This window comes from Solimonas flava DSM 18980, assembly GCF_000426685.1.
Lineage (GTDB): Bacteria > Pseudomonadota > Gammaproteobacteria > Nevskiales > Nevskiaceae > Solimonas > Solimonas flava.
This window is the reverse complement of record NZ_AUFV01000012.1, coordinates 50,545-76,302: the sequence shown is the minus strand read 5'-3', so window position 1 is coordinate 76,302 and position 25,758 is coordinate 50,545. Positions and strand designations below refer to the sequence as shown.

At 70.3% G+C, this 25,758-nt stretch carries 24 protein-coding genes; 19 read left to right on the top strand and 5 right to left on the bottom strand.

What is annotated here, in order from left to right:
* The 5 genes from K343_RS0113675 (at position 1) to K343_RS0113655 (ending at position 5,621) form a co-directional block, all read left to right on the top strand.
* On the top strand, positions 1-1,620 hold the full coding sequence (locus K343_RS0113675; RefSeq protein WP_028008568.1) for an Aq_1262 family (lipo)protein: 1,620 nt from the start codon (positions 1-3) through the stop codon (positions 1,618-1,620).
* A gap of 288 nt (positions 1,621-1,908) precedes the next feature.
* Complete coding sequence (locus tag K343_RS0113670; protein ID WP_028008567.1) at positions 1,909-2,598, top strand: heavy metal response regulator transcription factor; 690 nt, start codon at positions 1,909-1,911, stop codon at positions 2,596-2,598.
* Entirely contained in the window at positions 2,595-3,965 is a 1,371-nt protein-coding gene (locus K343_RS0113665) for a heavy metal sensor histidine kinase (protein ID WP_028008566.1), read from the top strand. Before K343_RS0113670 ends, K343_RS0113665 begins: the two co-directional genes overlap by 4 nt.
* A gap of 128 nt (positions 3,966-4,093) precedes the next feature.
* Positions 4,094-4,423 (top strand): high-potential iron-sulfur protein, encoded by a 330-nt coding sequence (locus K343_RS0113660; RefSeq protein ID WP_028008565.1) that lies wholly within the window; start codon positions 4,094-4,096, stop codon positions 4,421-4,423.
* A gap of 160 nt (positions 4,424-4,583) precedes the next feature.
* The gene (locus tag K343_RS0113655; RefSeq protein ID WP_043112766.1) at positions 4,584-5,621 is read left to right on the top strand and encodes a hydrolase; all 1,038 of its coding nucleotides are present in this window, start codon (positions 4,584-4,586) and stop codon (positions 5,619-5,621) included.
* Here the strand turns inward: K343_RS0113655 and K343_RS0113650 are convergent.
* A complete protein-coding gene (locus K343_RS0113650) occupies positions 5,585-6,622 on the bottom strand; it encodes a YeiH family protein (RefSeq protein WP_043112765.1) in 1,038 nt (345 codons plus the stop codon). The two genes, K343_RS0113655 and K343_RS0113650, sit on opposite strands and share 37 nt — an antisense overlap.
* Positions 6,623-6,735: 113 nt before the next feature.
* On the opposite strand from K343_RS0113650, the gene K343_RS22130 reads away from it, so the two are divergent.
* A complete protein-coding gene (locus K343_RS22130; RefSeq protein ID WP_051278398.1) occupies positions 6,736-7,638 on the top strand; it encodes a LysR substrate-binding domain-containing protein in 903 nt (300 codons plus the stop codon).
* Here the strand turns inward: K343_RS22130 and K343_RS22125 are convergent.
* Both K343_RS22125 and uvrA read right to left on the bottom strand, forming a co-directional pair.
* A complete protein-coding gene (locus K343_RS22125) occupies positions 7,628-8,338 on the bottom strand; it encodes an SIR2 family NAD-dependent protein deacylase (protein WP_043112764.1) in 711 nt (236 codons plus the stop codon). The two genes, K343_RS22130 and K343_RS22125, sit on opposite strands and share 11 nt — an antisense overlap.
* A gap of 196 nt (positions 8,339-8,534) precedes the next feature.
* Positions 8,535-11,372 (bottom strand): excinuclease ABC subunit UvrA, encoded by a 2,838-nt coding sequence (gene uvrA, locus K343_RS0113635; protein WP_028008562.1) that lies wholly within the window; start codon positions 11,370-11,372, stop codon positions 8,535-8,537.
* Positions 11,373-11,523: 151 nt separating this feature from the next.
* On the opposite strand from uvrA, the gene K343_RS0113630 reads away from it, so the two are divergent.
* The gene (locus K343_RS0113630; RefSeq protein WP_028008561.1) at positions 11,524-11,910 is read left to right on the top strand and encodes a YbaN family protein; all 387 of its coding nucleotides are present in this window, start codon (positions 11,524-11,526) and stop codon (positions 11,908-11,910) included.
* A 183-nt stretch (positions 11,911-12,093) separates the two neighbouring features.
* The gene (locus tag K343_RS22120) at positions 12,094-13,272 is read left to right on the top strand and encodes an MFS transporter (protein ID WP_043112762.1); all 1,179 of its coding nucleotides are present in this window, start codon (positions 12,094-12,096) and stop codon (positions 13,270-13,272) included.
* 77 nt (positions 13,273-13,349) lie between these two features.
* Here the strand turns inward: K343_RS22120 and K343_RS0113615 are convergent, their stop codons facing one another.
* Together K343_RS0113615 and K343_RS0113610 are read right to left on the bottom strand one after the other, a co-directional pair.
* Complete coding sequence (locus tag K343_RS0113615) at positions 13,350-15,587, bottom strand: xanthine dehydrogenase family protein molybdopterin-binding subunit (protein WP_154662571.1); 2,238 nt, start codon at positions 15,585-15,587, stop codon at positions 13,350-13,352.
* Positions 15,588-15,591: 4 nt separating this feature from the next.
* Positions 15,592-16,044 (bottom strand): (2Fe-2S)-binding protein, encoded by a 453-nt coding sequence (locus tag K343_RS0113610; RefSeq protein WP_028008559.1) that lies wholly within the window; start codon positions 16,042-16,044, stop codon positions 15,592-15,594.
* A gap of 328 nt (positions 16,045-16,372) precedes the next feature.
* Here K343_RS0113610 and ssb point away from each other — a divergent pair, with 328 nt between their 5' ends.
* The 11 genes from ssb to K343_RS0113560 all read left to right on the top strand — a co-directional run bounded on the left by ssb (position 16,373) and on the right by K343_RS0113560 (position 25,695).
* A complete protein-coding gene (gene ssb, locus K343_RS0113605) occupies positions 16,373-16,855 on the top strand; it encodes a single-stranded DNA-binding protein (protein ID WP_028008558.1) in 483 nt (160 codons plus the stop codon).
* Between the two features lie 131 nt (positions 16,856-16,986).
* Complete coding sequence (locus K343_RS0113600; RefSeq protein WP_028008557.1) at positions 16,987-17,961, top strand: NADPH:quinone oxidoreductase family protein; 975 nt, start codon at positions 16,987-16,989, stop codon at positions 17,959-17,961.
* A gap of 160 nt (positions 17,962-18,121) precedes the next feature.
* Positions 18,122-18,559: a low molecular weight protein-tyrosine-phosphatase gene (locus K343_RS0113595; RefSeq protein WP_028008556.1), complete on the top strand. Its 438-nt coding sequence runs from the start codon at positions 18,122-18,124 to the stop codon at positions 18,557-18,559.
* 163 nt (positions 18,560-18,722) lie between these two features.
* On the top strand, positions 18,723-20,099 hold the full coding sequence (miaB, locus tag K343_RS0113590) for a tRNA (N6-isopentenyl adenosine(37)-C2)-methylthiotransferase MiaB (RefSeq protein WP_154662570.1): 1,377 nt from the start codon (positions 18,723-18,725) through the stop codon (positions 20,097-20,099).
* Complete coding sequence (locus K343_RS0113585; RefSeq protein WP_028008554.1) at positions 20,096-21,079, top strand: threonine dehydratase; 984 nt, start codon at positions 20,096-20,098, stop codon at positions 21,077-21,079. Before miaB ends, K343_RS0113585 begins: the two co-directional genes overlap by 4 nt.
* The gene (locus K343_RS0113580; RefSeq protein WP_028008553.1) at positions 21,076-22,083 is read left to right on the top strand and encodes a PhoH family protein; all 1,008 of its coding nucleotides are present in this window, start codon (positions 21,076-21,078) and stop codon (positions 22,081-22,083) included. Before K343_RS0113585 ends, K343_RS0113580 begins: the two co-directional genes overlap by 4 nt.
* Positions 22,080-22,547, top strand: a complete 468-nt coding sequence (gene ybeY, locus K343_RS0113575) for an rRNA maturation RNase YbeY (RefSeq protein WP_051278396.1) — start codon at positions 22,080-22,082, stop codon at positions 22,545-22,547. Before K343_RS0113580 ends, ybeY begins: the two co-directional genes overlap by 4 nt.
* Positions 22,544-23,413, top strand: coding sequence for a CorC family transporter (locus K343_RS0113570; RefSeq protein ID WP_051278394.1), 870 nt, complete (start codon positions 22,544-22,546; stop codon positions 23,411-23,413). The genes ybeY and K343_RS0113570 overlap by 4 nt, the downstream gene beginning before the upstream one ends.
* 94 nt (positions 23,414-23,507) lie before the next feature.
* Positions 23,508-24,764, top strand: a complete 1,257-nt coding sequence (locus K343_RS0113565; RefSeq protein ID WP_051278392.1) for a lipoprotein N-acyltransferase Lnb domain-containing protein — start codon at positions 23,508-23,510, stop codon at positions 24,762-24,764.
* Between the two features lie 49 nt (positions 24,765-24,813).
* Entirely contained in the window at positions 24,814-25,272 is a 459-nt protein-coding gene (locus K343_RS24560; RefSeq protein WP_154662569.1) for a hypothetical protein, read from the top strand.
* A gap of 15 nt (positions 25,273-25,287) precedes the next feature.
* The gene (locus tag K343_RS0113560) at positions 25,288-25,695 is read left to right on the top strand and encodes a GFA family protein (RefSeq protein ID WP_028008549.1); all 408 of its coding nucleotides are present in this window, start codon (positions 25,288-25,290) and stop codon (positions 25,693-25,695) included.
* Positions 25,696-25,758 lie beyond the last annotated feature (63 nt).

The following is a 25,758-nucleotide window of genomic DNA, read 5'->3' as shown; positions in this document are numbered from 1 at the left end:
TTGCGGTTCCTGCTGCGCCGCCGCTGCGCCGCTGCCCTGACGCTCGCGGCGGCGGCGACGCTTGCCGCCTGCGGCCCGGCCTACGAGCCGACCGCCGCGGCCGCCGCCGAGAAGGCGCGCGGCCGCGTCGGCAACGTGCTCGCGCACATTCCGCCGCAGTGCTACACCGCCACCGAAGGCGGCGCGAATCCGTGCTGGGTCTGCCACACGGCGAAGAACAACCGCAACGGCGCCGACGACTGGGAACTGCAGGCGCAGTACCAGCTGAACCCGATGGGGCGCGTCAATCACTGGACCAACCTGCACGCCGACCGCCGCGCGGCGATCGCCGCGCAGGCCGATGCCGACACGCTGCGCTACGTGCGCGAGGACAACTACGCGCCGCTGCGCGCGGCGCTGGCGCGCCTGCCGGCGGCGCAGCGTCCGCGCTGGCAGCCGGATCTCGATCTGGCGCGCGGCTTCGCCGACGACGGTTTCGCGCGCGACGGCAGCGGCTGGCGCGCGTACCGCTACAAGCCGTTCCCCGGCACCTTCTGGCCCACCAACGGCAGCGCCGACGACGCCATGGTCCGCCTGCCGCCGGCCTTTCGCCGCGATGCCGCCGGCCGTGACGCGGATGCGGTCTACCGCGTCAACCTGGCGATCGTCGAGGCCGCCGTCGCGGTGCCGGACACGCGCGGCGATGCCGCGCTGGCGCTGCCGACCGAGCCGCTCGACGAGACCGCAGCCGGCTTCGATCTCGACGGCGACGGCCGCCTCGGCACGGCGCGCCGCATCGCCGCGCTGCCGGCGCACTACGCCGGCGCCGCGCAGGACATCGCGGTGAAGCGCTATGCGTATCCGCTCGGCACCGAGTTCATGCACGGCGTCTACTACCTCGATCCGGACGCGCCGGAGATGCGCGCGCGGCGCCTGAAGGAACTGCGCTACGCGCGCAAGATCTTCGAACTCGACGACGCGCACCTCGCGCTGCAGTACGAGAAGGACGCGCGCGATCAGCAGACCGGCGGCTGGCCGTACTTCGGCGGCGATGCCTTCAGCGGCATCTTCAGCGAGTACGGCTGGCAGCTGCAGGCCTACATCGAGCAGGCCGACGGCCGGCTGCGGCTGCAGACGCGCGAGGAGCAGATGTACTGCATGGGCTGCCACAGCGGCGCCGGCGTCACCGTCGACGGCAGCTTCAGCCTGCCGCGCAAGCCGCCCGGCGCGGCCGGCTGGGGCTACGCGCGGCTCGCCGACCTCGTCGACGCGCCGCAGGCCGGCAGCGACGAGCCGGAATACCTGCGCTACCTGCGCCGTGCGCACGGCGGCGACGAGTACCGGGCCAACGACGAAATGCTGGCGCGCTGGTTCGTCGACGGCCGCGTTGACGCGGCCAAGGTCCGCGCCGCCAGCCTGCCGGCGCTGCTGCTGCCGTCGCGCGAGCGCGCGCTGGCGCTCGACAAGGCCTACCGCGCGCTGGTCACGACGCAGGACTTCGTGCACGGCCGCGACGCCGTGCTGGCGCCGATGGCGAACGTGCTGCGCCACATCGACGGCGCCGAAACCGGCCTGCGCGAGACCGACGGCACCGTCTACCGCGACGGCCGCCTGTGGCTGGACTGGAACGCCGGCGGCTGAGCGTTCCCGCCTTCGCGCTCCGGCGTCGCCTGGCGCCGGTGGCCGCGGGCCGCCGCTGTTTGCCGAGCCGCCGCCGCGGCGCGCGTCCAGCCGTCTTTGCGACCGTCCAACGGCTGCGCGACGGGCGCGAGTGACGCCGCCGTCAGCTTGTCGTCAGCGGTGGACCGGCGGGCATCGGCTACAGTGCTGCACTCCCGCCATGTGCCGGCCGCGGCGCCGCCTCGATATGATGCGGCGCGCGGGCGTGCCTGCCTTCGTGGCCGGCGCCTGAACCGAGACTCGCCCCAGATGAAGATCCTCATCGTCGAAGACGAAAGCAAGACCGCCGACTACCTGCAGCGCGGCCTCACCGAGCAGGGCTACGTCGTCGAGGTCGCCAACAACGGCCCCGACGGCCAGCACTACGCGCTGCAGTACGACTACGACCTGATCATCCTCGACGTGATGCTGCCGGGCGCCGACGGCTTCGCGGTGCTGCGCGCGATTCGCGCGGTCAAACAGACGCCGGTGATCATGCTGACCGCGCGCGACCGCGTCGACGACCGCGTCAAGGGCCTGCGCGACGGCGCCGACGACTATCTCGTCAAGCCGTTCTCGTTCCTCGAACTGGTCGCCCGCATTCAGGCCATCACGCGCCGCGGCCGCGGTCAGGACCCGATGCAGATCAACGTCGGCGACCTGCAGATCGACCTGCTCAGCCGCCGCGCCTGGCGCGACGGCCGCCGCCTCGACCTCACCGCCAAGGAGTTCGCGCTGCTCGCCGCGCTGGCGCGCCGCCAGGGCGAGATCATCAGCAAGACGGTGATCGCCGAACAGGTCTGGGACATCAATTTCGAGAGCAACGCCAACGTCGTCGAGGTGGCGATCAAGCGCCTGCGCGCCAAGATCGACAACCCGTTCAAGCACAAGCTGCTGCACACCATCCGCGGCATGGGCTACGTGCTCGAATCGCGCGACGGCGAGGACGGCGCCGCGTGACATCGACGTCGATCGCGCGGCGCCTGTCGCTGATGTTCGCGACCGTCGCCGTGCTGATCTTTGCGCTGGTCGGCGTCGCCCTGTACCAGGTGCTGCGCACCGAGCTGGAGCGTCAGCAGCTCAACGAGCTGTCGACCAAGTTCGGCCTCGGCGAGCAGCTGATCGAGCACTGCACGACCTACGCCAAGTGGGAGTTCGTGACCGGCCGTCTGGCCGGCCTGTCGCCGGGCGACGACAGCACGCAGTTCTGGGCGCAGAGCGCGGACCCGCGCTTCCGCTTCGGCGATCTCGGCCGCCTCGACAGCCTGCATCCTTCGGTGCCGGACGGCTTCAGCCGCCTCGAACTGAGCGGCCACCGCGCGCCGCTGCGCAGCTTCGCGCGCACGATCGCGGCCAGCGGCGAGCGCCCCGACGTGCGCTTCATCGTCGCCATCGACGCCTCGCCGTACCTGCACACCGAGCGCACCTTCGCGATCGCGCTGGCGCTGATCTCGGCGCTCGGCGTCGCGCTCGCGGCGCTGCTCGGGCACTGGGTCGCGCGCCTCGGTCTGGCGCCGCTCGACCGCCTGTCGCGCGAGGCGCAGCATCTGAGTCCGCAGCACCTCTCGCAGCGTCTCGTGCTGGAGCCGCTGCCGCGCGAGCTGTCGGAGCTGGCGGCTTCGTTCAACGGCGCGCTCGATCGCCTGGAGCGCGCCTACATGCAGCTGCAGGCCTTCAACGCCGACGTCGCGCACGAGCTGCGCACGCCGCTGACCAATCTGATCGGCCAGACCGAAGTCGCGCTCGCCAAGAAGCGTGCGCCCGAGGAGCTGGAAGACGTGCTGCAGTCCAACCTCGAGGAGCTGGACCGCCTGCGCGCGATCATCAACGACATGCTGTTCCTCGCCCGCGTCGATCAGGGTGCGCAGGCCGAGACGCGCGCCAGCGTGTCGCTGGCCGAGGAAGTCGGCAAGGCCGTCGAGTTCATGGACGTGGTGCTCGATGAGGCCGGCATGCGCGTGGAAGTCGAAGGGGATGCGCGCGCCGGCATCGAGACCTCGCTGTTCCGCCGCGCGATCACCAACCTGCTGCAGAACGCCGTGCAGTACTCGGCGCCGGGCGCCGAAATCCGCGTGCTGATCGAGCCGCGCGAGCAGGCGGTGCAGGTCGCGGTCGCCAACCCGGGCGAGCCGATCCCGGGGGAGCACCTCGGGCGCCTGTTCGACCGTTTCTATCGCGTCGACCCTTCGCGCGGCAGCGGCGGCGCCAATCACGGTTTGGGCCTGGCGATCGTCAAGGCGGTGGCGACGATGCACGGCGGCACGGTCTTTGCGCGCAGCCGCGACGGCATCAACACCATCGGCTTCACCCTTGCGCGTCCGGCCTGAGCGAGTGTCTGCGCCTGCGCAAAGAAAAATGAGAACGCTTCCGCCAGGGCGCCGCGCGCTCCGGCATCATCGGTCCCCTTGTTCAACCACCACCACGTTCTGGGGCTCCCACCCCGAGGAGACGGGTCATGAAGCACACCCTCGATCGCCGCCATTTCCTGAAGACCGCCGCCACGTCGGCGGCCGCCGTTGCTGCCGGCGGCCTGTTCGCGATGCCGGCCGTCGCGCAGGAAAAGCTGTCGCTGAGCGATCCGACCGCCAAGGCGCTGAACTACACGGAAGACGCCACCAAGGTCGATCCGGCCAAGGCGCCGACCTTCAAGAAAGGCAGCCACTGCGCGAACTGCGCGCTGTACCAGACCGCTGCCGCCAAGGGTGACTACGCACCGTGCGGCGCTTTCGGCGGACGTCTGGTCGCCGGCAAGGGCTGGTGCGCCGCCTGGGCCGCCAAGGCCTGAAGCTGGAAACGGCGCGGCGCGTCGCGCGCCGCGCCATCGCCGGCGGGCCCTGACGGCCCGCCGGTCGTTCCGCCTCCGCGAACCGGCCCCGCCGTCGTTCGCCTCGCGCCACCCGTCCCGGCTGACCTGATGTGCGCGCCGGCGCCGGCATAATGGCGCCATGAACGCTCCCGTCGCGGCCGCGCACGGCCGCATCCTCCGCAGCGAATTTCGTCCGCATCCCTGGCTGCGCGGCCCGCACGCGCAAACCCTGCTGCCGACGCTGCTGCGTCCGCCGCCGCTGGTCGATTTCGAGATCGAGACGCTGGAGCTGCCGGACGGCGATTTCGTGCGCGTCGGCTGGACCGGCGCGGCGCAGGCCGGCGGACGCGTCGCCGTGCTCGTGCACGGCCTGACCGGCGGCTTCGATTCCAAATACCTGCGCGGACTCGCGCGCCTGCTGAGCGACGCGGGCTGGCGCGTCGCCGCGCTCGAATTGCGCGGCGGCGCTGACACCCCGAATCGCGTCGCGCGCAGCTACCACCACGGCGACACCGCCGACCTGCGCCTGTTCTGGCAGGGCCTGCGCGAGCGCGATCCGGCGGTGCGCATCGCCGCGGTCGGCTGGTCGCTCGGCGCCAATGTCGTGCTCAAGGCGATGGGCGAGGCCGGCGCCGACGCGCCGGTCGAGGCCGCGGTCGCGGCCAGCGCGCCGTTCCTGCTCGAACCTTGCGCGCACAAGCTGCGCAGCGGCTTCGCGCGCGTCTATCAGGCGCGCCTGATCCGCGATCTGCGGGCGATGGTCGGGCGCAAGCGCGATCTGCTCGCGGCGGCCGGCGTCGACGTCGGCGCCGTGCTGCGCGCCCGCGACTTCGTCGAATTCGACGACGCCTATACGGCGCCGCTCAACGGCTTCGCCAACGCGCGCGACTACTACGAGCGCTGCTCCTGCGGACACTTTCTCGGCACGATCGCGCGGCCGACGCTGGTGATCAATGCCATCGACGATCCGTTCATGGTGCGCTCGATCCTGCCCAGCGCCGAGCAGCTCGCGCCACCGGTGACGCTGGAGCTGTCGCGGCGTGGCGGTCATGTCGGCTTCGTCGCCGCCGGCCCGGACGGCGGCTTCTCGTACTGGCTCGAGCAGCGCATCGCCGCCTGGCTCGACCAGACCATGCCGGCTCAGGTCAGCAGTGCCAGCGCGCGGTTGACGGCGTAGCCGCCGACGCCGAGTACCGCGAACAGGATCGCGCCGAGCAGCAGCGGCCGCGGGCCGGCGGCGCGCAGCATGCTCAGGCGTGCCGACCAGCCGAGCGCGGCCATCGCCAGCGCCAGCAGCAGCGCGTCGAGCTGCAGCAGCGCCGCTTCGAGTCCGGCCGGCAGCAGGCCCAGCGAGTGCACGACGACCAGCGCGACGAAACCGAGCACGAAGCCCGGCACCGGCGGCGTGCGCCGGCCCTGCGTGGCGGCGCCGTCCGGGCAGCGCCGCGCGAGCAGCACGAGCAGCGGCGCGAGCAGGGCGACGCGCATCAGCTTGACGATCACCGCCTCGTCGCCGGCGGCGGCGCTGACCGCCTTGCCGGCGGCAACGACCTGCGCGACCTCGTGCACGGTCGAGCCGACGAACATGCCGTACTGCTGCGGGTCGAAGCCGAGCAGCGGATAGAGCGCCGGGTAGAGGAACACCGCGCAGGAGCCGAACACGGTGACGGTGGCGACCGCGATCGCCACCTTGTGCGGCGGCGCGCGCAGTACCGGTTCGGTCGCCATCACCGCGGCGGCGCCGCAGACCGCGCTGCCCATGCCGACCAGCAGCGCGGTGTCGCGATCGAGCTTCAGCCAGCGCGTGCCGACCCACCAGGCCGTCGCCAGCACCAGCGCGATCATCGTCACGTCGGCCGCGAAGCCGCGCACGCCGCAGGCGGCGACGTCGTGCCAGGTCAGGCGCAGGCCGTAGAGCGCGACGCCGGCGCGCAGCAGCGTGCGCTGTGCGAACGCGGCGCCGCCGCCGGCGCGTGCGTGCACCGCGGCCGGCACCAGATGCGCGGCGAGCATGCCGAGCGCGATCGCCACCGTCAGTGCGCCGATGCCCGACGAAGCGAGGCCGGGCAGGCGGTCGAGGACGATGGCGGCGGCGGCGATTGCGGCGACGATCAGCAGGCCCGGCAGCGTCGCGCGCAGCGCGGCGGACGGCGAGCGGGGACGTTCGTGATGGATCATGGCGCGGCCTGCGGGCGAGGAGAACGGATGCAGGCTAAGGCGCGGATATCAATCGATCCAACGGATTTATCGTATAAGATGAATCGGTTTTCTGGATAAGAGAGGCGAGCTCGATGCGCATCAGCCTGCGCCAGCTCGAAGTATTCGACGCGGTCTGCCGGCTCGGCAGCGTCACCGCCGCCGCGCAGGCGGTGAACCTGTCGCAGTCGGCGGCGAGCCAGGCGCTCGCCGAGCTGGAACTGGCGCTCGACGGCGCGCTGTTCGCGCGCATCGGCCGTCGCCTGCTGCTCAACGAGCGCGGCGAGCAGCTGCGCGCGCAGGCCGCCGAACTGCTCGAACGCGCCTCGACGATCGAAGCCACGCTGCGCGGCACCACGGTCGTGGCGCCGACGCTGCGCATCGCGGCGTCGCGCACGGTCGGCGGCTATCTGCTGCCGGAGCGGCTCGCCGCCTATCTGCAGGCGCAGCCGGACGCGCGCATCGAGCTGGCGGTGATGAACACCGAGACGGTGGTCGACGAGGTTGCTTCGCTGCGCGCGGTCGCCGGCTTCGTCGAGGGCAGCGTGCATCGCGCCGACGTCGTCGCGCACCGCTGGAGCGACGACGCGATGATCGTCGTCGCCGCGCCCTCACATCCGCTCGTCGCACAGCGCCCGACCGTCAAACGTTTCGCGGCGGCGCGCTGGATCATGCGCGAGCGCGGCTCCGGCACGCGCGAGATGTTCGAGCACGCCGCCCAGCTCGCCGGCTTCGTGCCGGATGTCGCGCTGGAACTCGGCGCGCCGCAGGCCGTGGTGCGCGCGGTGGCGGCCGGCGCCGGGCTCGGCTGCATGTCGCGGCTGGTGGTCGGCGACGCGCTGCGCCGCGGCGATCTCGTCGAATTGCCGGCGCCGTTTCTCGACCTGCGCCGGCCGCTGATGGTGGTGCTGCGGCGCGACGCCTACGTCGGCGCCGGCCTGCGTGCGCTGCTCGACGCGCTGGCGCCCGGCGTCGTGCCGGCGCGCCTCAGGCGCTGAAGTGCTGTGACAGCGCCGCGCTCGCCGGCACGCGCAGCGTGCGCATGAACAGGCTCGATGCTTCGGTCGTTTCCGGGTTGATCTCGACCATCATGGCGCCATGGCGCTGCGCGAGCGGAATGAAGCTCGCGGCCGGATAGACGACGGCCGAGGTGCCGACCGCGACGAACAGCTCGCACTGCGCGATCCGCTCGCCGGCGCGCGTGAACACATCCTCGTCGATCGGATCCTCGAACCAGGTGATGTCCGGCCGCAGCGGCGCGCCGCAGTCAGGGCAGGCGCGCGTCGCGTACGTCGCCGCCGCGAGATCCTCGCGCACGCCGTGCCGCGCGCAGCGCACGCGCCACAGCGAGCCGTGCAGCTCGGCGGCGACCTGCACGCCGGCGCGCTGCAGCAGGCCGTCGATGTTCTGCGTGACGACGTGCAGCTGCGGATGCGCGGCCTGCAGCGCCGCGAGCGCGTGATGGCCGGCATGCGGCTGGCAGCCGAGCACCGTCTGGCGGCGCAGCTCGTGGAAATCGAGCACATTCTGCGGATCGCGATCGAACGCGCGCTGGCAGGCGTACTCGCCGTAGTCGTACTGCGCCCAGATGCCGCCGCGGCCGCGATAGGTCGGCACACCGCTCTCGGCCGACATGCCGGCGCCGATGAAGAACACGGCGGAGCGGAAGTCGGCGAGGCGGATGTGGGTGTCGTCCATGCGCGTGGAGGCTATTGCCGCGTTGCGGAGCGCGTCGTTGGCGCGGTCGACGGCTCAGCGATGTCCATCATTCCGCGGTCGGTATGACGGGCGAGGCGCATGGTGGCGCAGCCTTCCGGCGGCGTGGCCGGATCGGGCCGCACACTAGATGGCTGCGCTGTGATCGCCATGACGTCCCGGGCAGTTCAAGGTTCGCCTAGCGCTTCAGCAGCGGTTTGAGAAAGCGTCCCGTATGCGAGCGCGGGTTCTTCGCCACCTCTTCCGGCGTGCCGGTGGCGATGATCTCGCCGCCGCCGCTGCCGCCCTCGGGGCCGAGGTCGATCAGCCAGTCGGCGCGTTTGATGACGTCGAGGTTGTGCTCGATGATGACCACGGTGTTGCCGTGGTCACGCAGGCGTTCGAGCACTTTCAGCAGCTGCGCAACGTCGTGGAAGTGCAGGCCGGTGGTCGGTTCGTCGAGGATGTAGAGCGTCTGGCCGGTGTCGCGCTTCGATAATTCCTTGGCGAGCTTGACGCGCTGCGCCTCGCCGCCGGACAGCGTCGTCGCGTTCTGGCCGAGCGTGATGTACGAGAGGCCGACATCCATCAGCGTTTCGAGTTTCTTGCGCAGCGCCGGCACCGGTTTGAAGAATTCGAGCGCCTCCTCGACCGTCATGTTCAGCACTTCGTCGACCGACTTGCCCTTGTACTTGATCTCCAGCGTCTCGCGGTTGTAGCGGCGTCCGCGGCAGGTGTCGCAGACCACGTAGACGTCGGGCAGGAAGTGCATCTCGACCTTGATGACGCCGTCGCCCTCGCAGGTCTCGCAGCGCCCGCCCTTGACGTTGAAGCTGAAGCGCCCGGCCTCGTAGCCGCGCGAACGCGATTCCGGGACGCCGGCGAACAGCTCGCGGATCGGCGTGAACAGCTGCGTGTAGGTCGCCGGATTGCTGCGCGGCGTGCGGCCGATCGGCGACTGGTCGATATCGATGACCTTGTCGAGCTGATCGAGTCCGTCGATGCCGTCGCAGATCGCGTGCTGGGTCGCCGCGTTGTTGAGCTGGCGCGCCGCGTAGGCGTACAGCGTGTCGTTGATCAGCGTCGATTTGCCGGAGCCGGAGACGCCGGTCACGCAGGTGATCAGGCCGAGCGGAATCTCGGCGCTGACGTTCTTCAGGTTGTTGCCGCGCGCCTTGCGGATCGTGAGGTGCTTGTCCGGCTGGCGCGGCGTGCGCAGGTCCGGGACCTCGATGCGCGACGCGCCGGACAGATAGCGGCCGGTGATCGAATCCTTGTTCCTCTCGACCTGTTTGGGCGTGCCTTCGGCGATCACGCGGCCGCCGTGGACGCCGGCGCCGGGGCCGATGTCGACGACGTGATCGGCATGACGGATGGCGTCTTCGTCGTGCTCGACGACGATCACGGTGTTGCCGAGGTCGCGCAGCTTGAACAGCGTCTGCAGCAGGCGCTCGTTGTCGCGCTGGTGCAGGCCGATGCTCGGTTCGTCGAGCACGTACATCACGCCGACCAGGCCGGCGCCGATCTGCGAGGCGAGGCGGATGCGCTGCGCCTCGCCGCCGGACAGCGTCTCGGCGCTGCGCGCCAGCGTCAGGTAATCGAGGCCGACGTTGTTGAGAAAGCCGAGGCGCGCGCCGATTTCCTTGATGATCTTGTCGGCGATGCTCTGCTTGTGGCCGGGCAGCTTCATGGCCTTGAAGAAGGCCTCGGCGTCGCGCACCGACAGCTCGGTGATCGACGGCAGATTGCGGTCGGCGACGAAGACGTTGCGCGCGGCGCGGTTGAGGCGCTGGCCGCTGCATTCGGGACAGGGCTTGTCGCTGAGGTACTTGGCGAGTTCCTCGCGCACCGCGTCGGATTCGGTTTCGCGGTAGCGGCGTTCGAGGTTCGGGATGATGCCTTCGAAGCGGTGGTTGCGCGTCTGCAGGCGGCCACGCTCGTCCGGGTACTGGAAGTCGATGCGCTCGTCGCCGCTGCCGTGCAGCAGCACGTTGCGGACCTTGGCGGAGAGCTTCTCGAACGGCTTCTCCGGATCGAACTTGTAATGCTTGGCGAGCGAGCTGACGAAGTGCCAGTAGTACGGGTTGCGCTTGTCCCAGGAGCGGATCGCGCCGGCGGCCAGCGACAGCTCCGGATGGGCGACGACGCGCTCCTCGTCGAAGATCTGCAGCGTGCCGAGGCCGTCGCACTTCGGGCAGGCGCCGTGCGGCGCGTTGAACGAGAACAGGCGCGGTTCGAGTTCTTCGAGCGAATAGCCGCAGTGCGGGCACGACATCTTCGACGAGAAGGTCATTTCGGCAGGCGGGCTGCCGCCCGCGGCGGCGCCGTGCGGCGCCACGTAGACGATGCCTTCCGACAGGCGCAGTGCGGTCTCGAACGACTCGGCGAGGCGCTGCTTCAGATCGGGCCGCACCTTGAAGCGGTCGACGACGATCTCGATGTCGTGCTTGAGCTTGCGGTTGAGTTTGGGCAGCTCTTCCAGCTCGTAGACGCGGCCGTCGACGCGCAGGCGCACGAAGCCCTGCGCGCGCGCCTGCTCGAACCATTCCAGGTGCTCGCCCTTGCGGCCGCGCACGACCGGGGCGAGCAGCATCCACGCCGATTCCGGCGGCAGCGCGAGCACCTGATCGACCATCTGCGAGACCGACTGCGCTTCGAGCGCGACGCCGTGATCCGGGCAGCGCGCGGTGCCGACGCGCGCATAGAGCAGGCGCAGGTAGTCGTAGATTTCGGTGACGGTGCCGACCGTCGAGCGCGGGTTGTGCGAGGTCGATTTCTGCTCGATCGAGATCGCCGGCGACAGGCCCTCGATCGAATCGACGTCCGGCTTGTCCATCTGGCCGAGGAACTGGCGCGCATACGCCGACAGCGATTCGACGTAGCGGCGCTGGCCTTCGGCGTACAGCGTATCGAACGCCAGCGAGGACTTGCCGGAGCCCGACAGCCCGGTGATGACCGTGAGCTTGTCGCGCGGCAGGTCGAGCGAGACGTTCTTGAGATTGTGCGTGCGGGCGCCGCGGATACGGATGGAGTCCATCGGGGGGAGAAGCGGGGAGTCGGAACGCTCCACTATAGGGGCGGCAGTCGGCGTATTAAAGAGCGCCGTTCGTCGAAAAGCGCGGCAGAATCGCAGCGCCGCGCCATCGCCAGCCGCTAAGCTGCCGCCATCGTCCTGACAGCAGTTCTTCATGCGCTACGCCTTGCTCGCTCTCGCGTTCCTCAGCCTCGCGCTCGGTATCGTCGGCATCTTCGTGCCGGGTCTGCCGACGACGGTGTTCGTGCTGATCGCCGGCTGGGCGGCGGCGCGCAGTTCGCCGCGTTTCCACGACTGGCTGGAGAACCATCCGCGCTTCGGCCCGATGCTGCGCAACTGGCGGCAGACCGGCGCCGTCAGCCGCCGCGCCAAGTGGAGCGCGACGGCGATGATGTCGCTGAGCGCGGCGATCCTGTTCGCCACCGCGCCGCAGCTGTGGATCGCCGAACTGGCGACGGCCATCATGGCGACGGTCGCCGTCTGGCTGTGGCTGCGCCCGGAACCGCAGGCGGCGATCGCGGTCTGTCGTTCCGGCGGCTGAGCCCGCGCCGGTTCGCGGCGCGACGCGGTAACATGAGCGCCTGCCGGGCGGGTCCCGGCCGGTCTCACGACGCGGTGAGGCCAGGGCAGCGCCGCCGCCGGCCATGAGCCTGCGCCGCACCGGTTCGCCGGCGCTGGCGCGGATCATGCTCTCCGTCGTTTTCCGTTACCGCAGCGAAAGCTCATGAATCGTTTTGAATGGCGCGCCACCGCCGCGCTGTCTCTGCTGCAAGCCCTGCGCATGTTCGGCATGTTCATGATCCTGCCGGTATTCGCGCTCTACGCCCGCGATCTGCCCGGCGGCGCGACGCCGGCGCAGGTCGGTCTGGCGATCGGCCTGTACGGCCTCGTGCAGGCCGTCCTGCAGATTCCGTTCGGCATGCTGTCCGACCGCGTCGGCCGCAAGCCGGTGATCGTGCTCGGCCTGCTGCTGTTCGCGTTCGGCAGCTTCGTCGCCGGTCACGCGCAGGAGATCCACTGGATTCTCGTCGGCCGTGCGCTGCAGGGTGCGGGGGCGATCTCCGGCGCACTGTCGGCGCTGCTCGCCGACAGCACGCGGCCGCAGGTGCGCACGCAGGCGATGGCGATCATGGGCGCCGGCATGGGCCTGTCGTTCATCGTCGCGCTGGTGCTTGGGCCGGTGCTCAGCGGCTGGATCGGGGTCGACGGCATCTTCACGCTGACCGGCGCGCTGGCGCTGCTGGCGGTGCCCGGCATCCTGCTCGCGGTGCCGACCGTGCCGCGTGTGCCGAGCCAGCCGGGCAGCCTGCGTCGCGCGCTGGCCGACACCCAGCTGCTGCGTCTCGACGGCGGCATCTTCCTGCTGCACGCGATGATGACGACGCTGTTCATCGCCGCGCCGCACGCGATCGAGGAAACCCTGCACCTGCCGGCCGCGCGCCACTGGGAGCTGTACCTGCCGGTGCTGCTGCTGTCGGTGCTGCCGGTGTTCGCGCTGATCCGCCGCGTCGAAAGCGCCGGTCTGCTCAAGCCGACGCTGCTCGGCGCGATCGTGCTGCTGGCGGTGGCGCTGCTCGCGGCCTCGGAGCTGCACACGGTCGCGGTGGGCCTGTGCCTGACGCTGCTGGCATTCTTCGTCGCCTTCAACTACCTCGAGGGCACGCTGCCGTCGATGATTTCGCGCCGCGCGCCGCCCGAGCACAAGGGCGCGGCGCTCGGCATCTACGCGAGCAGCCAGTTCCTCGGCGGATTCGCCGGCAGCACGATCGGCGGTTTCGCGCTCGGGCACTGGGGCATCGGCGGCGCGTTCGCGGCGGCCGGCCTGCTGCCGCTGCTGTGGCTCAGCTTCGCGATCAGTCTGACGCCGCCGCCGCTGCACCGGCTGGAGTCGAGTTCGTCGTAGAGACTCCGCCGGAACCAAAGGCGGAATGAAAGAAGGCGGCCCGCGGGCCGCCTTCTTTTTTGCCCACGACCGCCGCGCTACGTGGTGGCCTGCGCGGCGACGCTCAGCGACTGGCGCGCGAACGGCAGGCTGCGCACGCGCTGGCCGGTGAGGCGGTAGAGCGCGTTGGCGACGGCCGGCGCGAGCGGCGGCACACCCGGCTCGCCGACGCCGGTCGGCGCCGCCGCGCTCGGCACGATGTGCACCTCGACCTTCGGCATCGCCGGCATGCGCAGGACCTGGTAGTCGTTGAAGTTGCTCTGCCGCGCCGCGCCTTGTTCGAGGTCGATAGCGCCGTACAGCGCGGCCGCCAGCGCGAAGCCGACGCCGCCCTCCATCTGCGCGCGGATCACGTCCGGGTTGATCGCCGTGCCGCAGTCGACGCCGACCACCACGCGCTCGACCTTCGGCTGGCCGTCGACGAGGCGCACGTCGACGATCTGTGCGACCACCGTGTTGAACGACTCGTGCAGCGCCACGCCGCGCGCGACGCCGGCCGCCGGCTTGCGCTGGCCCCAGCCGGCCTTGTCGGCGGCGAGCCTGAGCGCGGCGACGTGACGCGGCCGGTCCTTGAGCAGGGCCAGGCGCAGTTCGACCGGATCGCGCCCGGCGGCTTCGGCGATCTCGTCGATCAGCGTTTCGACCACGTATGCGGTGTGGGTGCTGCCGACCGAACGCCACCACAGCACCGGCAGGCCGACCTTGGTCGAATGCAGCGTCAGCGCGTGGTTCGGGATCGCGTACGGCAGCTCGGCGGCGCCCTCGACCGAGGTCGGATCGACGCCGTCCTTGATCATCATCGCGAACGGCGTGCCGGCGACGATCGACTGGCCGACGATCGTGTGCTGCCAGGCCGCCGGCAGGCCCTGCGCGTCGAGGTCGAGCCTGACGCCGTGCACGTACAGCGGGCGGTAGTAGCCGGCCTGCATGTCGTCCTCGCGCGTGCGCTGCACGCGTACCGGCGCGCGGCTGCCGATCGCCTTGGCGACGTGCACCGCTTCGACGACGAAGTCGGCCTCGGCGTTGGCGCGGCGGCCGAAGCTGCCGCCGGACACCAGGGTGTGCAGCGTGACTTTTTCCGGCGGCAAGCCGGCGGCCTTGGCGGCGTTCATCTGGTCGGTGGTCTGCAGCTGGTGGCCGCTGTAGGTCTCCAGCCGGCCGTCATGCAGCCAGGCCACGCAGTTCATCGGCTCCATCGCCGCATGCGCGAGGAACGGGAACTCGTAGACCGCCTCGATGCTGCGCGCCGCCGGCGCGGCGGCGCTGGCCGCGGCCTCCGGTTTGCTCGCCGGCACGCCCGGCCGCTTGGCCAGCTCGCGGTATTCGGCGAACAGCTGCGCCGACGAACGCGCATCGACGCCGGCGAGATCCCAGTCCAGCTTCAACGCCTTGCGACCCTGCAGCGCCGGCCACATGCCGGTGGCGACCACGGCGACGCCTTCCGGCACCTGCACGACGTCGGTGACGCCCTTCACCTGCCGGGCGGCGCTCGCGTCGAAGCTTTTGAGTCTGGCGCCGAACGCCGGCGGCCGCGCGATGACCGCGGTCAGCAGGCCCGGCAGCTTGACGTCGATGGTGTAGGTCGCAGTGCCGGTCGACTTGGCGAGCGAATCGAGGCGGCCCTTGCGATCCTTGCCGATCAGCGTGAACTGCGAGGGGTCCTTGAGCGGCACGTTCGTCGGCGGCGTCAGCTGCGCCGCCGCGCCGGCCATCTCGCCGTAGCGCGCGCGCTTGCCGGACGCGTGCGTTAGCACGCCGTTGGCGGTCCTGATCTCGGCGGCCGGCACCTTCCAGCTGTCGGCGGCGGCCTGCACCAGCATCGCCCGCGCAGTCGCGCCGGCCTTGCGCATCTGCTCCCAGGAATTGGCCATCGCCGTCGAGCCGCCGGTGCCCTGGATGCCCATCGCCAGATTGGCGTACAGCTTGGGGTCGGACGGCGCGTACTCGGCGACGACCCGGCTCCAGTCGGCGTCCAGCTCGTCGGCGGCGATGGTCGCCAGGCCGGTGGTCGCGCCCTGGCCCATCTCGTGATGCTTGATCATGATCGTGACGGTGTCGTCCGGCGCGACGCGGATGAACGCGTCGGCGGCGAGCACGCCGGGCTGGCCGGCCGGATCGGCGAGTGCCGCGCCCGACCAGCCGAGCGGCACGGCGACGACCAGACCGGCGGCGGCGCCGGACTTGAGGAAATCGCGACGCGACAGTGCCGGCGCGGGGGTCGTCTCGGCGAGCGTCTGGCGCAGGTGCGTTTGCTGCAGCGTATCGAGCATGCGCATGGCTTCAGGCCTCCCGGGCGGCAGCGTGGATCGCGGCGCGGATGCGCTGATAGGTCGCGCAGCGGCAGATGTTGCCGGCCATCGCCCCGTCGATATCGGCGTCGCTCGGCTTCGGTTTCTGTTCGAGCAGTGCCACCGCCGACATGATCTGCCCCGACTGGCAGTAGCCGCACTGCACGACGTCGAGTGCGACCCAGGCCTTCTGCACCGCCTTGGCCGCCTTGGACTGCAGTCCCTCGATCGTCGTCACCGATTTGCCGGCGGCGGCGGCGACCGGAAACGAACAGGAGCGGATCGGCGCGCCGTCCAGATGCACGGTGCAGGCACCGCACTGGGCGATGCCGCAGCCGTACTTGGTGCCGGTGAGACCGAGATCGTCGCGCAGCACCCACAGCAGCGGCGTTTGCGGATCGGCGTCGACCTCGCGGGTCTGGCCGTTGACCTTGAGCGTGATCATCTCTCCCCCTTGGGTTTCTGGCGGACGCGGCGCCGGGCGCGGCGGGCGGCCGGCGGCGGGCTGGGCTGGAACGGCCGAGCTTACCCAAATCGCCGCGCGCGAGGATGCCGGCCCGGCAGACGTGGACTTTTAGGCAAGCCCGCGACATTTTTGGCCGATGCTCCGGGCTCCCGCCGTGGCGGGGCCTGCGGGAACGCCGCCCTGTCGCCGCAGCGGGTTTGTGGTCTAATTCCGCCGGTCTTTTTGTCGTCGCCCGCGGCGCGGTCCGCACCGGGGCAACAGTAGGCGGCGATCGTTCTCGAAGCTCTCAAGGATTCTCGGAGGCAGCATGGCCCGTGGCGTCAACAAGGTGATTCTGATCGGCAATCTCGGCAAGGACCCCGAGGTGCGCTACTTCCCGAGCGGCGACGCCGTCGCCAATGCGACCATCGCCACCACCGAGAGCTGGAAGGACAAGCAGAGCGGCGAGCAGAAGGAAGCGACCGAGTGGCACAACGTCGTGTTCCCGGGCAAGCTCGGCGAGATCGCCGGCAAGTATCTGAAGAAGGGCTCGAAGGTCTACGTCGAGGGTTCGCTGCGCACGCGCAAGTGGACCGACAAGGAAGGCAAAGACCGCTACACCACCGAGATCCGCGTGCAGGACATGCAGATGCTCGATGGCCGTCCGGGCGGCTCGGCGCCGATGGGCGATGACGCCCGCGGCGGCTACGGCGGCGGCGCCCCGGCGCGTGCCCCGGCGCGCGGCGCCCCGGCCGCCGCGCCGGCCGCCGACATGGATGCGCCGTTCGAGGACGACGACATTCCGTTCTGAGTGCCGCGCCGCATGGGCGCATGACCCGCAGGCCCGCCTTCGTGCGGGCCTGTTCGTTTTTGCGGGCCGGCGGGCCGGCGTGCCGCGCGGCACCGTACACTGCGCACTCAAACAATATCCGGAGGAGCATCATGCGCGCCGTCGTCTGCAAGGAGCTGGGCCTGCCCGAGCAACTGGTCGTCGAGGAGCTGCCGTCGCCGCCCTGCGGACCGTCCGAGGTGCGCATCAAGGTCGCCGGCGCGGACGTGAACTTTCCGGACGTGCTGATCATCCAGGGCAAGTACCAGATGAAGGCGCAGCCGCCGTTCGTGCCGGGCGCCGGCGTTGCCGGCACGGTGCTGGAAGTCGGCGGCAAGGTGAAGCATCTGAAGCCGGGCGACGCGGTCGCCGCGTTCACCAACGTCGGCGGCTTCGCCGAAGAGGTCGTCGCCAGCGCGGCGCTGTGCCTGCCGCTGCCGCCGGGGCTCGATCTCGCCGAGGCGGCGGCGTTTCCGCTCGTCTACGGCACCTCGTATCACGCGCTGAAGCAGCGTGGCCAGCTGAAGGCCGGCGAGACCCTGCTGGTGCTCGGCGCGTCCGGCGGCGTCGGTCTGTCGGCCGTGCAGCTCGGCAAGAAGATGGGCGCGCGCGTGATCGCTGCGGCCTCGAGCGCCGACAAGCTGGCGCTCGCCAGGGCCAGCGGCGCCGACGCGCTGATCGACTACTCGACGCAGAGCCTCAAGGACGCGGTCAAGGAACTGACCGGCGGGCAGGGCGCCGACGTGATCTACGACCCGGTCGGCGGCGCGCTCGGCGAGGAATGCCTGTCGTGCATCGCCTGGAACGGCCGCTACCTCATCATCGGCTTCGCGTCGGGGCCGATTCCGAATCTCGCCGCCAACCGCCTGCTGCTCAAGGGCGCGTCGGCGGTCGGCGTGTTCTGGGGCGCGTTCGCGCAGCGCGAGCCGCAGGTCAACGCCGCCAACTTCCGCGAGCTGTTCGCGTGGTACGCCGCCGGCGAGATCCGGCCGCACGTGTCGAAGCGCTATCCGCTCGTGCAGGCACCGCAGGCGCTGCGCGACATGATGGACCGCAAGGTCACCGGCAAGATCGTCGTCGTGCCCTGAGCGGCGCGGCGGCTGCGGTGCCGGGCCGGCGGCGCCGCGGCGTTCGGACCGGGCGGGCGCCGCCGCGCATCGCGGTCCGGTCGGAGCAGGTAGAATCGGACACTTGCCCCGCCATTCATGACTGGCCCGCGCCGCGCTGCGGCCGAGCCGCTGCCATCGCATGTTCAATCGCATCATCGTCGTCTGCACCGGCAACATCTGTCGTAGCCCCATCGGCGAAGGGCTGCTCCGCCAGCGCCTGCAGGGCCGTGACATCGAAATCCTCTCGGCCGGCACCGGCGCGCTCGTCGGCTTTCCGGCCGACCCGCTCGCCGTCGAAGTCGCGGCCGACCACGGCCTCGACATTTCCGCGCATCGCGCCCAGCAGGCGACCCTGCCGCTGCTGTCGTCGATGGATCTGGTGCTGACGCTGGACCAGGGCCACAGCGACTGGATCAACGCCCGCTATCCGCAGTTGCGCGGCCGCGTGCACAAGCTGCTGAAATGGCGCGAGAACGCCGATGTCGCCGATCCTTACCGCCAGCCCAAGGAAGCCTTCGAGCAGGCCTGGGCGGACATCGACGCCGGCGTCGACGACTGGCTGAAGAAGCTGGGCTGAGCGGCGCGCCGGTCGGGACGGCCGCGCAGGACGATCGCGCAGCGTAGGGCGGCACCGTGAAAGCCGGGTGACGCCCCGGTGGAATCCCCGCCCGCCGCTGCGCCGGCGGCCGTCCTTTATACTGTCGGGCCTCATGTCCGCCGGCCGCGATGGCCGATCTTCGATGTCCGACGCCGTACCCTCCGCTTCGCCGAGCCGCCCGCAGCGCAAGCTGTATCTGATTTCCTGGGGCTGCCAGATGAACGACTACGACTCGGCCAAGATGGCCGACGTCCTGGCCGCGTCGCACGGCTATGCGCGTACCGACAAGCCGGAGGAAGCCGACCTGCTGCTGCTGAACACCTGTTCCGTGCGCGAGAAGGCGCAGGAGAAGGTGTTCTCCGAGCTGGGCCGCTGGCGCGACTGGAAGCAGGCCGCGCCGGGCCGCGTGATCGGCGTCGGCGGCTGCGTCGCCTCGCAGGAAGGCGAGGCGCTCGCCGAGCGCGCGCCGATCGTCGACATGGTGTTCGGCCCGCAGACCCTGCATCGCCTGCCGCAGATGCTCGACGCCACGCGCGCCGCGCAGCGGCCGATGGTCGACGTCAGCTTCCCGGAGATCGAGAAGTTCGACCGCCTGCCGGAGCCGGTGGCCTCGGGGCCGACTGCCTTCGTCTCGATCATGGAAGGCTGCTCGAAGTTCTGCACCTTCTGCGTGGTGCCGTACACGCGCGGCGCCGAAGTCTCGCGTCCGCTCGACGACGTGCTGCTCGAATGCGCGCAGCTGGTCGAGCAGGGCGTCAAGGAAATCACCCTGCTCGGCCAGAACGTCAACGCCTACCGCGGGCGCATGGGCGACACAGCCGAGACCTGCGATCTGGCGCTGCTGATCGACTACCTCGCGCAGATTCCGGGTCTGGCGCGCATCCGCTACACGACCTCGCATCCGGCCGAGTTCACCGACGCGCTGATCGAGTCCTTCGCCGCGCAGCCGAAGCTCGCGTCGTACCTGCACCTGCCGGTGCAGTCCGGCTCCGACCGCATCCTCGGCATGATGAAGCGCGGTTATACGCGCGCGCAGTTCCTCGACAAGATCCGCCGCGTGCGCGCGGCGCGGCCCGATCTGTCGCTGTCGTCGGACTTCATCGTCGGCTTTCCGACCGAGTCGGACGACGACTTCATGCAGACGATGGACCTGATCGCCGAGGCGCGCTTCGACTGCGCGTTCTCGTTCAACTACAGCCCGCGCCCCGGCACGCCGGCCGCGAATCTGCGCGACACCGTACCGCAGGAGGTCAAGGAGCAACGCCTGGCGATCCTGCAGGCGCGCATCCGCCAGTTCGACGACGCCTTCCGCCAGGCGCTGGTCGGCACCACGCAGCGCATCCTCGTCGAGCGTCCGGCCCGGCGCGGCGAAGGCCGCATGGCCGGCCGCACCTCGTGCAACCGCGTCGTCAACTTCGAAGGACCGGAGACGCTGATCGGCCGGCTCGTCGACGTCGAGATCACCGAAGCCGCCAGCAACTCGCTGCGCGGCCGCCTGCCGGGGGCGGAGGCGGCGTGAGCGCCGTCCCCGCCACCACCCGCTACACGCTGGACGAGTTGCGCGACGCCGCGCGCTGCGTGCAGGCGGCGATGGCGCCGACGCCGGCGCGGCGCTGGCCGCTGCTCGACGCCGCGCTCGGCACCGAGGTCTGGCTCAAGCACGAGAATCACACGCCGCTCGGCGCCTTCAAGGTGCGCGGCGGCCTGGTCTACTTCGCGCGCCTGCTGGATCGCGAGCCGGACGTCGCCGGCGTGATCTGCGCGACGCGCGGCAATCACGGCCAGTCGGTCGCCTACGCGGCGACCCGCGCCGGGCTGCGCAGCGTCATCGTCGTGCCGCACGGCAACAGCCGCGAGAAAAATGCGGCGATGCGTGCGCTCGGCGCCGAGCTGATCGAGCACGGCGAGGATTTCCAGGAGGCGCGCGAGCACGCCGAACGCCTCGCCGCCGCACGCGGCCTGCATCTCGTGCCTTCGTTCCACGACGATCTCGTGCTCGGCGTCGCCAGCTACGCGCTCGAACTGTTCGAAAGCGCCGGCCCGCTCGACGTGGTCTACGTGCCGATCGGCCTCGGCTCCGGCATCTGCGGCACGATCGCCGCGCGCGATGCGCTGGGTCTGGCGACCGAGATCGTCGGCGTGGTCTCCGCCGGCGCGCCGGCCTACGCACGTTCGCTCGCCGCCGGCCGCGCGCTGCCGCATCCGGTCAGCACGCGGATCGCCGACGGCATGGCCTGCCGCGTGCCGGAGCCGCAGGCGCTGGCGATCATCGGCGCCGGCGCGGCCGGCGTCGTCGAGGTCTCCGACGCCGAGGTCGCGGCGGCGATGCGCCTGCTGTTCGAGACCACGCACAACGTCGCCGAAGGCGCTGGCGCCGCGAGCACCGCCGCCGCGCTGCAGGCGCGCGACGCCCTTGCCGGGCGCCGCGTCGGCCTCATATTGAGCGGCGGCAATGTCGACCGCCCGCTTTACACGGCCGTGCTGGCCGAATCCCTATGAGCAAACCTGTCACCACCGCCAGGCTCGACCTGGTCCTCGAATCCGATGATGCACAGCGCCTCGCCAACCTGTGCGGGCCGTTCGACGCGCACCTGCGCCAGATCGAGCTGCGTCTTGGCATCGAGATCCGCAATCGCGGCAACCGCTTCCAGCTGGTCGGCGGCCGCAACGACATCCGCCGCGGCGAAGCGGTGCTGCAGGAGCTGTTCAATTTCGCCGCCGAAGACACGGTGACGACCGAGAACGTGCACATGGCGCTGGCCGAGCAGCTCGGCGCCGCCGACGAGACGGCCGACGACGACGAGCCGGCCTCGCGCGACGATGTCGTGATCCGCGGCAAGCGCGGCGTGATCCGCGGTCGCGGCGTGCAGCAGAAGCAGTACCTCAAGAACATCGCCACGCACGATCTCAACTTCGGCATCGGTCCGGCCGGCACCGGCAAGACCTATCTCGCCGTCGCCAGCGCCGTGCACGCGCTGGAGCGCGACCGCGTGCGCCGCATCGTGCTCGTGCGTCCGGCGGTCGAGGCCGGCGAGAAGCTGGGTTTCCTGCCCGGCGACATGGCGGAGAAGATCAATCCGTACCTGCGCCCGCTGTACGACGCGCTGTACGAAATGCTCGGCTTCGAGCGCGTCGCGCGCCTGACCGAGAAGAACGTCATCGAAGTCGCGCCGCTGGCCTTCATGCGCGGCCGCACGCTGAACGAATCGTTCGTGATCCTCGACGAGGCGCAGAACACGACCGTCGAGCAGATGAAGATGTTCCTGACGCGCATCGGCTTCGGCTCGGTCGCCGTCGTCACCGGCGACATGACGCAGACCGATCTGCCCAAACACATGACCTCGGGTCTGAAGCAGGCGCTGTCGGTGCTCGCCGGCGTGCCGGGCATCAGCTTCACGCACTTCCGCAAGGAAGACGTCGTGCGCCATCCGCTGGTGCAGGCCATCGTCCACGCCTACGAGCAGCACGAGCGCGCCACGCCGCGCGAAGGCGACGAGGCATGAGCGCGAAGAAGGCGGCGGCCGCCGGCGGCGAGATCGTCGTGCAGCGTCAGCTGGCGTCGGCGCGCGGCGTGCCGTCGGCGCCGAGCCTGCGCGCATTCGCGCGCGCGGCGCTGCCGAAGCGCTTCGGCGAGCTGACGATCCGCATCGTCGACGAAGACGAGAGCCGTGCGCTCAACCGTGACTATCGCGGCAAGGACAAACCGACCAACGTGCTGTCGTTCGACGGCGCTGCCGCGGTGGGCGCGCAGGAGGTTCTCGGCGATCTGGTGATCTGCGCGCCGGTCGTCGCCCGCGAGGCCATCGAGCAGAACAAGACACTGCGCGAGCACTGGGCGCACATGGTCGTGCACGGCTGCCTGCATCTGCAAGGTTATGATCACGAGATCGAGCCCGATGCCCGGCGCATGGAAGCCCGCGAGATCCGTATCCTCAAGAGCCTGGGATTCCCAGACCCTTACCAATGACCGACGACGAAGAAGACGACAGTCCGCAGCGAGAAGAAACCCAGCTGAGCAACTGGTGGCGGCGTGTCACGCACCGCCTGGCCGGAGGGCCGCGGACCCGCGAGGATCTGCTCGAACTGCTGCGCGACGCGCGCGAGGCGCAGCTGATCGACAACGACGCGATGTCGATGTTCGAGGGCATCGTGCAGACCACCGAGATGCACGTGCGCGACGTCATGGTGCCGCGCGCGCAGATGGTCATCGTCGAGGCGGACTGGACGCCCGACCGGATCTTCAACGTCGTCATCGAGTCCGGGCATTCGCGCTTCCCGGTGATCGGCGAGTCCAAGGACGAGGTCGTCGGCATCCTGCTCGCCAAGGATCTGCTCAAGCTCAGTTCCGGCGTGCCGGGCTTCGGGCCGGGCACGTTCGAGCTGTCGCGCCTGCTGCGGCCGGCGACTTTCGTGCCGGAGTCCAAGCGCCTCAACGTGCTGCTCAAGGAGTTCCGCCGCAGCCGCAACCACATGGCGCTGGTCGTCGACGAATACGGCGGCATCGCCGGCCTGATCACCATCGAGGACGTGCTCGAACAGATCGTCGGCGAGATCGACGACGAGTACGACGAGGCCGAGGGCGCGCGCATCCTCAAGCAGGACGAGCGCCGCTATCTGGTCAGCGCGCTGGCGACGGTCGAGGAGTTCAACGCCTACTTCGGCACGCAGTTCCCGACCGACGAGTTCGACACCATCGGCGGCTTTGTGCTGCACCGCTTCGGCCACATGCCCAAGCGCGGCGAGAGCGTGCGCATCGACCGTTTCAGCTTCAACGTGCAGCGCGCCGATACGCGGCGCGTGCACCAGTTCATGGTGACCGTGTCCGCGTCCTGAAGGCGCGCGCTGCCCGCCGCCGATCCGCGGCGGGCGCACACCGGGCGCCGCGCCCGCCATGGCCGTTTCGATGTGCCCGACAAGGAACCGTCGCATGCGTTCGAGCGTGTACCGCTGTCTCGCGCTGTTGTGCCTGGCGCTCGCCGCGCCGCTGTTCGCGCAGGCGCCCGCCGCCGCTGCCGCCGCCCCGGCGACGGTCGACGAGACGGCGCCGAGCATCGAGCTGATCACCTTCGGCCCGGGCCCGATCTACTGGGAGCGCTTCGGCCATAACGCCATCCTCGTGCGCCAGCCGGGCAGCAGCCGCGGCCTGCTCTACAACTACGGCATGTTCGATTTCGGGCAGAAGAATTTCTTCCTGAACTTCGCGCGCGGCTACATGCAGTACCGCCTCGCCGTGCAGCGCTTCCCGCAGGCGCTCGACGGCTACGCGCAGGAAGCGCGCTGGGTCTACTTCCAGAGCCTCGACCTGCCGCCCGAAGCGCGTCGCGAACTCGCCGCCTTCCTGGCCTGGAACGCCGAGCCCGAGCACGCCGAGTACCGCTACGACTACTTCATCGCCAACTGCTCGACGCGCGTGCGCGATGCGCTCGACGTCGCGACCGGCGGCGCGCTCAAGCGCCAGAGCGAAGGTCTGGCGACGCAGCGCAGCTACCGCTTCGAGGCGACGCGCCTGATCGGCCCGGACCTCGTCCTCGCGCTCGGCATGGATCTCGGCATGGGGCCCGCCGCCGACCGGCCGATCGACCTCTGGCAGCAGAGCTTCGTGCCGATGGTGCTGATGGACGCGGTGCGCAAGGTGCAGCTCAGCGACGCCGACGGCCGCACGCATCCGCTGGTCTCGCGCGAGGGTTGGCTGCTGCAGAGCGACGCCTGGCCGGAGCCGGCAGCGCCGCCGGCGGCGCTGCTGCCGCTGCTCGCCGCCGGCCTCGCCATCGGTGCGCTGCTGGTCCTGCTCGACCGCGCGCGGCGCCGCGCGCCGGCGCGCTGGGCGTTCGCGCTGCTCGCGTTCGCGATCAGCCTCACGGCCGCCGTCGGCGGGCTCGTGCTGGTCGCCGGCTGGACGCTGACCGAGCACTGGATCATGTGGGCCAACCGCAATCTGCTGCTGCTCAACCCGCTGTGCCTGCTGCTGCTGCCGGCCTGGATCGCGTCGGCGCGCGCCGGCTGGCGGCCGCGCCGCTGGCAGCGCATGCTCGCCGTGCTCATCGCCGCCGGCGCCGCCTTGAGCGCGCCGCTGCTGCTGCTCCCCGGCGCCCAGCACAATCTGCCGTGGATCGCGCTCTGGCTGCCGGCGCAGCTGGCGCTGGCGTGGAGCCTCACGCGAACGAGGACGGAATTGGTCAGGTGAGCCACGGGAGTTAATTTAGAAGCATCGTTCGTAGTCCGGGAACTCAAAAATGGCCGCTGAAGTTGTGACCGCCCTAGTAGCAGCCTCCGGAGCGCTTGTTCTTGCTGGTGCCACGTACTGGTTCACCAAACAGCGCGAGCGAGAAGCCGAACTAAGAAAAGAGAAGCTCGAACACTACAAAGACTTCGTGGCCAGTCTGAGCGGAGTTATTTCGGGGGACGCGAACCTTGAAGGGCAGCGAGCATTCGCGAGTGCCTGCAATAAGCTCAATCTGGTGGCGCCTCACGCAGTTCTTCGTGCGCTTCAGGCATTTCTGCACGAAATCAAGATCGGCCATGCTTCTCGAAGCCAAGAGAGCCACAACGAGTTGATGTCAGCTCTATTCTTCGAGATCAGAAGGGATCTTGGCGTATCCCCTCAAGATGACGAGCGCGCGTTCAAGGTGAGTCTGTGGGCGCGGCCCCCTCATGAAGCGCCAAGTCGGGCCGGTGGCGATGCCGCCGCATGAGCGGCGAGGCGAAAAATGACAAACAGGTACGGCGGGTCTTGCTTATGCGGTACGGTAGCCTTTGAAGTGGAAGGCGACTTCGAGCGCTTCTATCTCTGCCACTGCGTGCGCTGCCGCAAGGACACGGGCTCGGCGCATGCCGCCAACCTGTTCTCGTCGAGCGCGCGGCTGCACTGGCGGTCGGGGCAGGAGAACGTCCGCAGCTTCGGCCTGCCGGGTACCCGGCATCGCCGCAGCTTCTGCTCGGTCTGCGGTTCGGCGCTGCCGGATCTGCAGATGAACGGCGAGCTGCTGGTGGTGCCGGCTGGCAGCCTGGACACGCCGCTGGCGCTGGCTCCGGACGCGCACATCTTCACCGCCAGCCGCGCCGATTGGGATCACGAGCTGGAGCGGATTCCGTCGGTGGAGCGCTATCCGGACTGAACCGGCCGCGGCGCGGTGCCGGCGTCCCGTCCGGCGTCCCGTCCGGTGCGCCGATCGTGGCGG

Excerpts from the sequence above, each read along its gene's own strand:
- ssb (WP_028008558.1), top strand. The coding sequence starts at position 16,373 with ATGGCCCGTGGCGTCAACAAGGTGATTCTGATCGGCAATCTCGGCAAG.
- K343_RS0113610 (WP_028008559.1), bottom strand. The coding sequence starts at position 16,044 with ATGATCACGCTCAAGGTCAACGGCCAGACCCGCGAGGTCGACGCCGAT.
- K343_RS0113580 (WP_028008553.1), top strand. The coding sequence starts at position 21,076 with ATGAGCAAACCTGTCACCACCGCCAGGCTCGACCTGGTCCTCGAATCC.
- K343_RS22120 (WP_043112762.1), top strand. The coding sequence starts at position 12,094 with ATGAATCGTTTTGAATGGCGCGCCACCGCCGCGCTGTCTCTGCTGCAA.
- K343_RS0113565 (WP_051278392.1), top strand. The coding sequence starts at position 23,508 with ATGCGTTCGAGCGTGTACCGCTGTCTCGCGCTGTTGTGCCTGGCGCTC.
- K343_RS0113630 (WP_028008561.1), top strand. The coding sequence starts at position 11,524 with ATGCGCTACGCCTTGCTCGCTCTCGCGTTCCTCAGCCTCGCGCTCGGT.
- K343_RS0113570 (WP_051278394.1), top strand. The coding sequence starts at position 22,544 with ATGACCGACGACGAAGAAGACGACAGTCCGCAGCGAGAAGAAACCCAG.
- K343_RS0113615 (WP_154662571.1), bottom strand. The coding sequence starts at position 15,587 with ATGCGCATGCTCGATACGCTGCAGCAAACGCACCTGCGCCAGACGCTC.
- K343_RS22125 (WP_043112764.1), bottom strand. The coding sequence starts at position 8,338 with ATGGACGACACCCACATCCGCCTCGCCGACTTCCGCTCCGCCGTGTTC.
- ybeY (WP_051278396.1), top strand. The coding sequence starts at position 22,080 with ATGAGCGCGAAGAAGGCGGCGGCCGCCGGCGGCGAGATCGTCGTGCAG.
- K343_RS22130 (WP_051278398.1), top strand. The coding sequence starts at position 6,736 with ATGCGCATCAGCCTGCGCCAGCTCGAAGTATTCGACGCGGTCTGCCGG.
- K343_RS0113600 (WP_028008557.1), top strand. The coding sequence starts at position 16,987 with ATGCGCGCCGTCGTCTGCAAGGAGCTGGGCCTGCCCGAGCAACTGGTC.
- K343_RS0113660 (WP_028008565.1), top strand. The coding sequence starts at position 4,094 with ATGAAGCACACCCTCGATCGCCGCCATTTCCTGAAGACCGCCGCCACG.
- K343_RS0113670 (WP_028008567.1), top strand. The coding sequence starts at position 1,909 with ATGAAGATCCTCATCGTCGAAGACGAAAGCAAGACCGCCGACTACCTG.
- K343_RS0113595 (WP_028008556.1), top strand. The coding sequence starts at position 18,122 with ATGTTCAATCGCATCATCGTCGTCTGCACCGGCAACATCTGTCGTAGC.
- K343_RS0113560 (WP_028008549.1), top strand. The coding sequence starts at position 25,288 with ATGACAAACAGGTACGGCGGGTCTTGCTTATGCGGTACGGTAGCCTTT.
- K343_RS0113650 (WP_043112765.1), bottom strand. The coding sequence starts at position 6,622 with ATGATCCATCACGAACGTCCCCGCTCGCCGTCCGCCGCGCTGCGCGCG.
- K343_RS24560 (WP_154662569.1), top strand. The coding sequence starts at position 24,814 with ATGGCCGCTGAAGTTGTGACCGCCCTAGTAGCAGCCTCCGGAGCGCTT.
- uvrA (WP_028008562.1), bottom strand. The coding sequence starts at position 11,372 with ATGGACTCCATCCGTATCCGCGGCGCCCGCACGCACAATCTCAAGAAC.
- miaB (WP_154662570.1), top strand. The coding sequence starts at position 18,723 with ATGTCCGACGCCGTACCCTCCGCTTCGCCGAGCCGCCCGCAGCGCAAG.
- K343_RS0113655 (WP_043112766.1), top strand. The coding sequence starts at position 4,584 with ATGAACGCTCCCGTCGCGGCCGCGCACGGCCGCATCCTCCGCAGCGAA.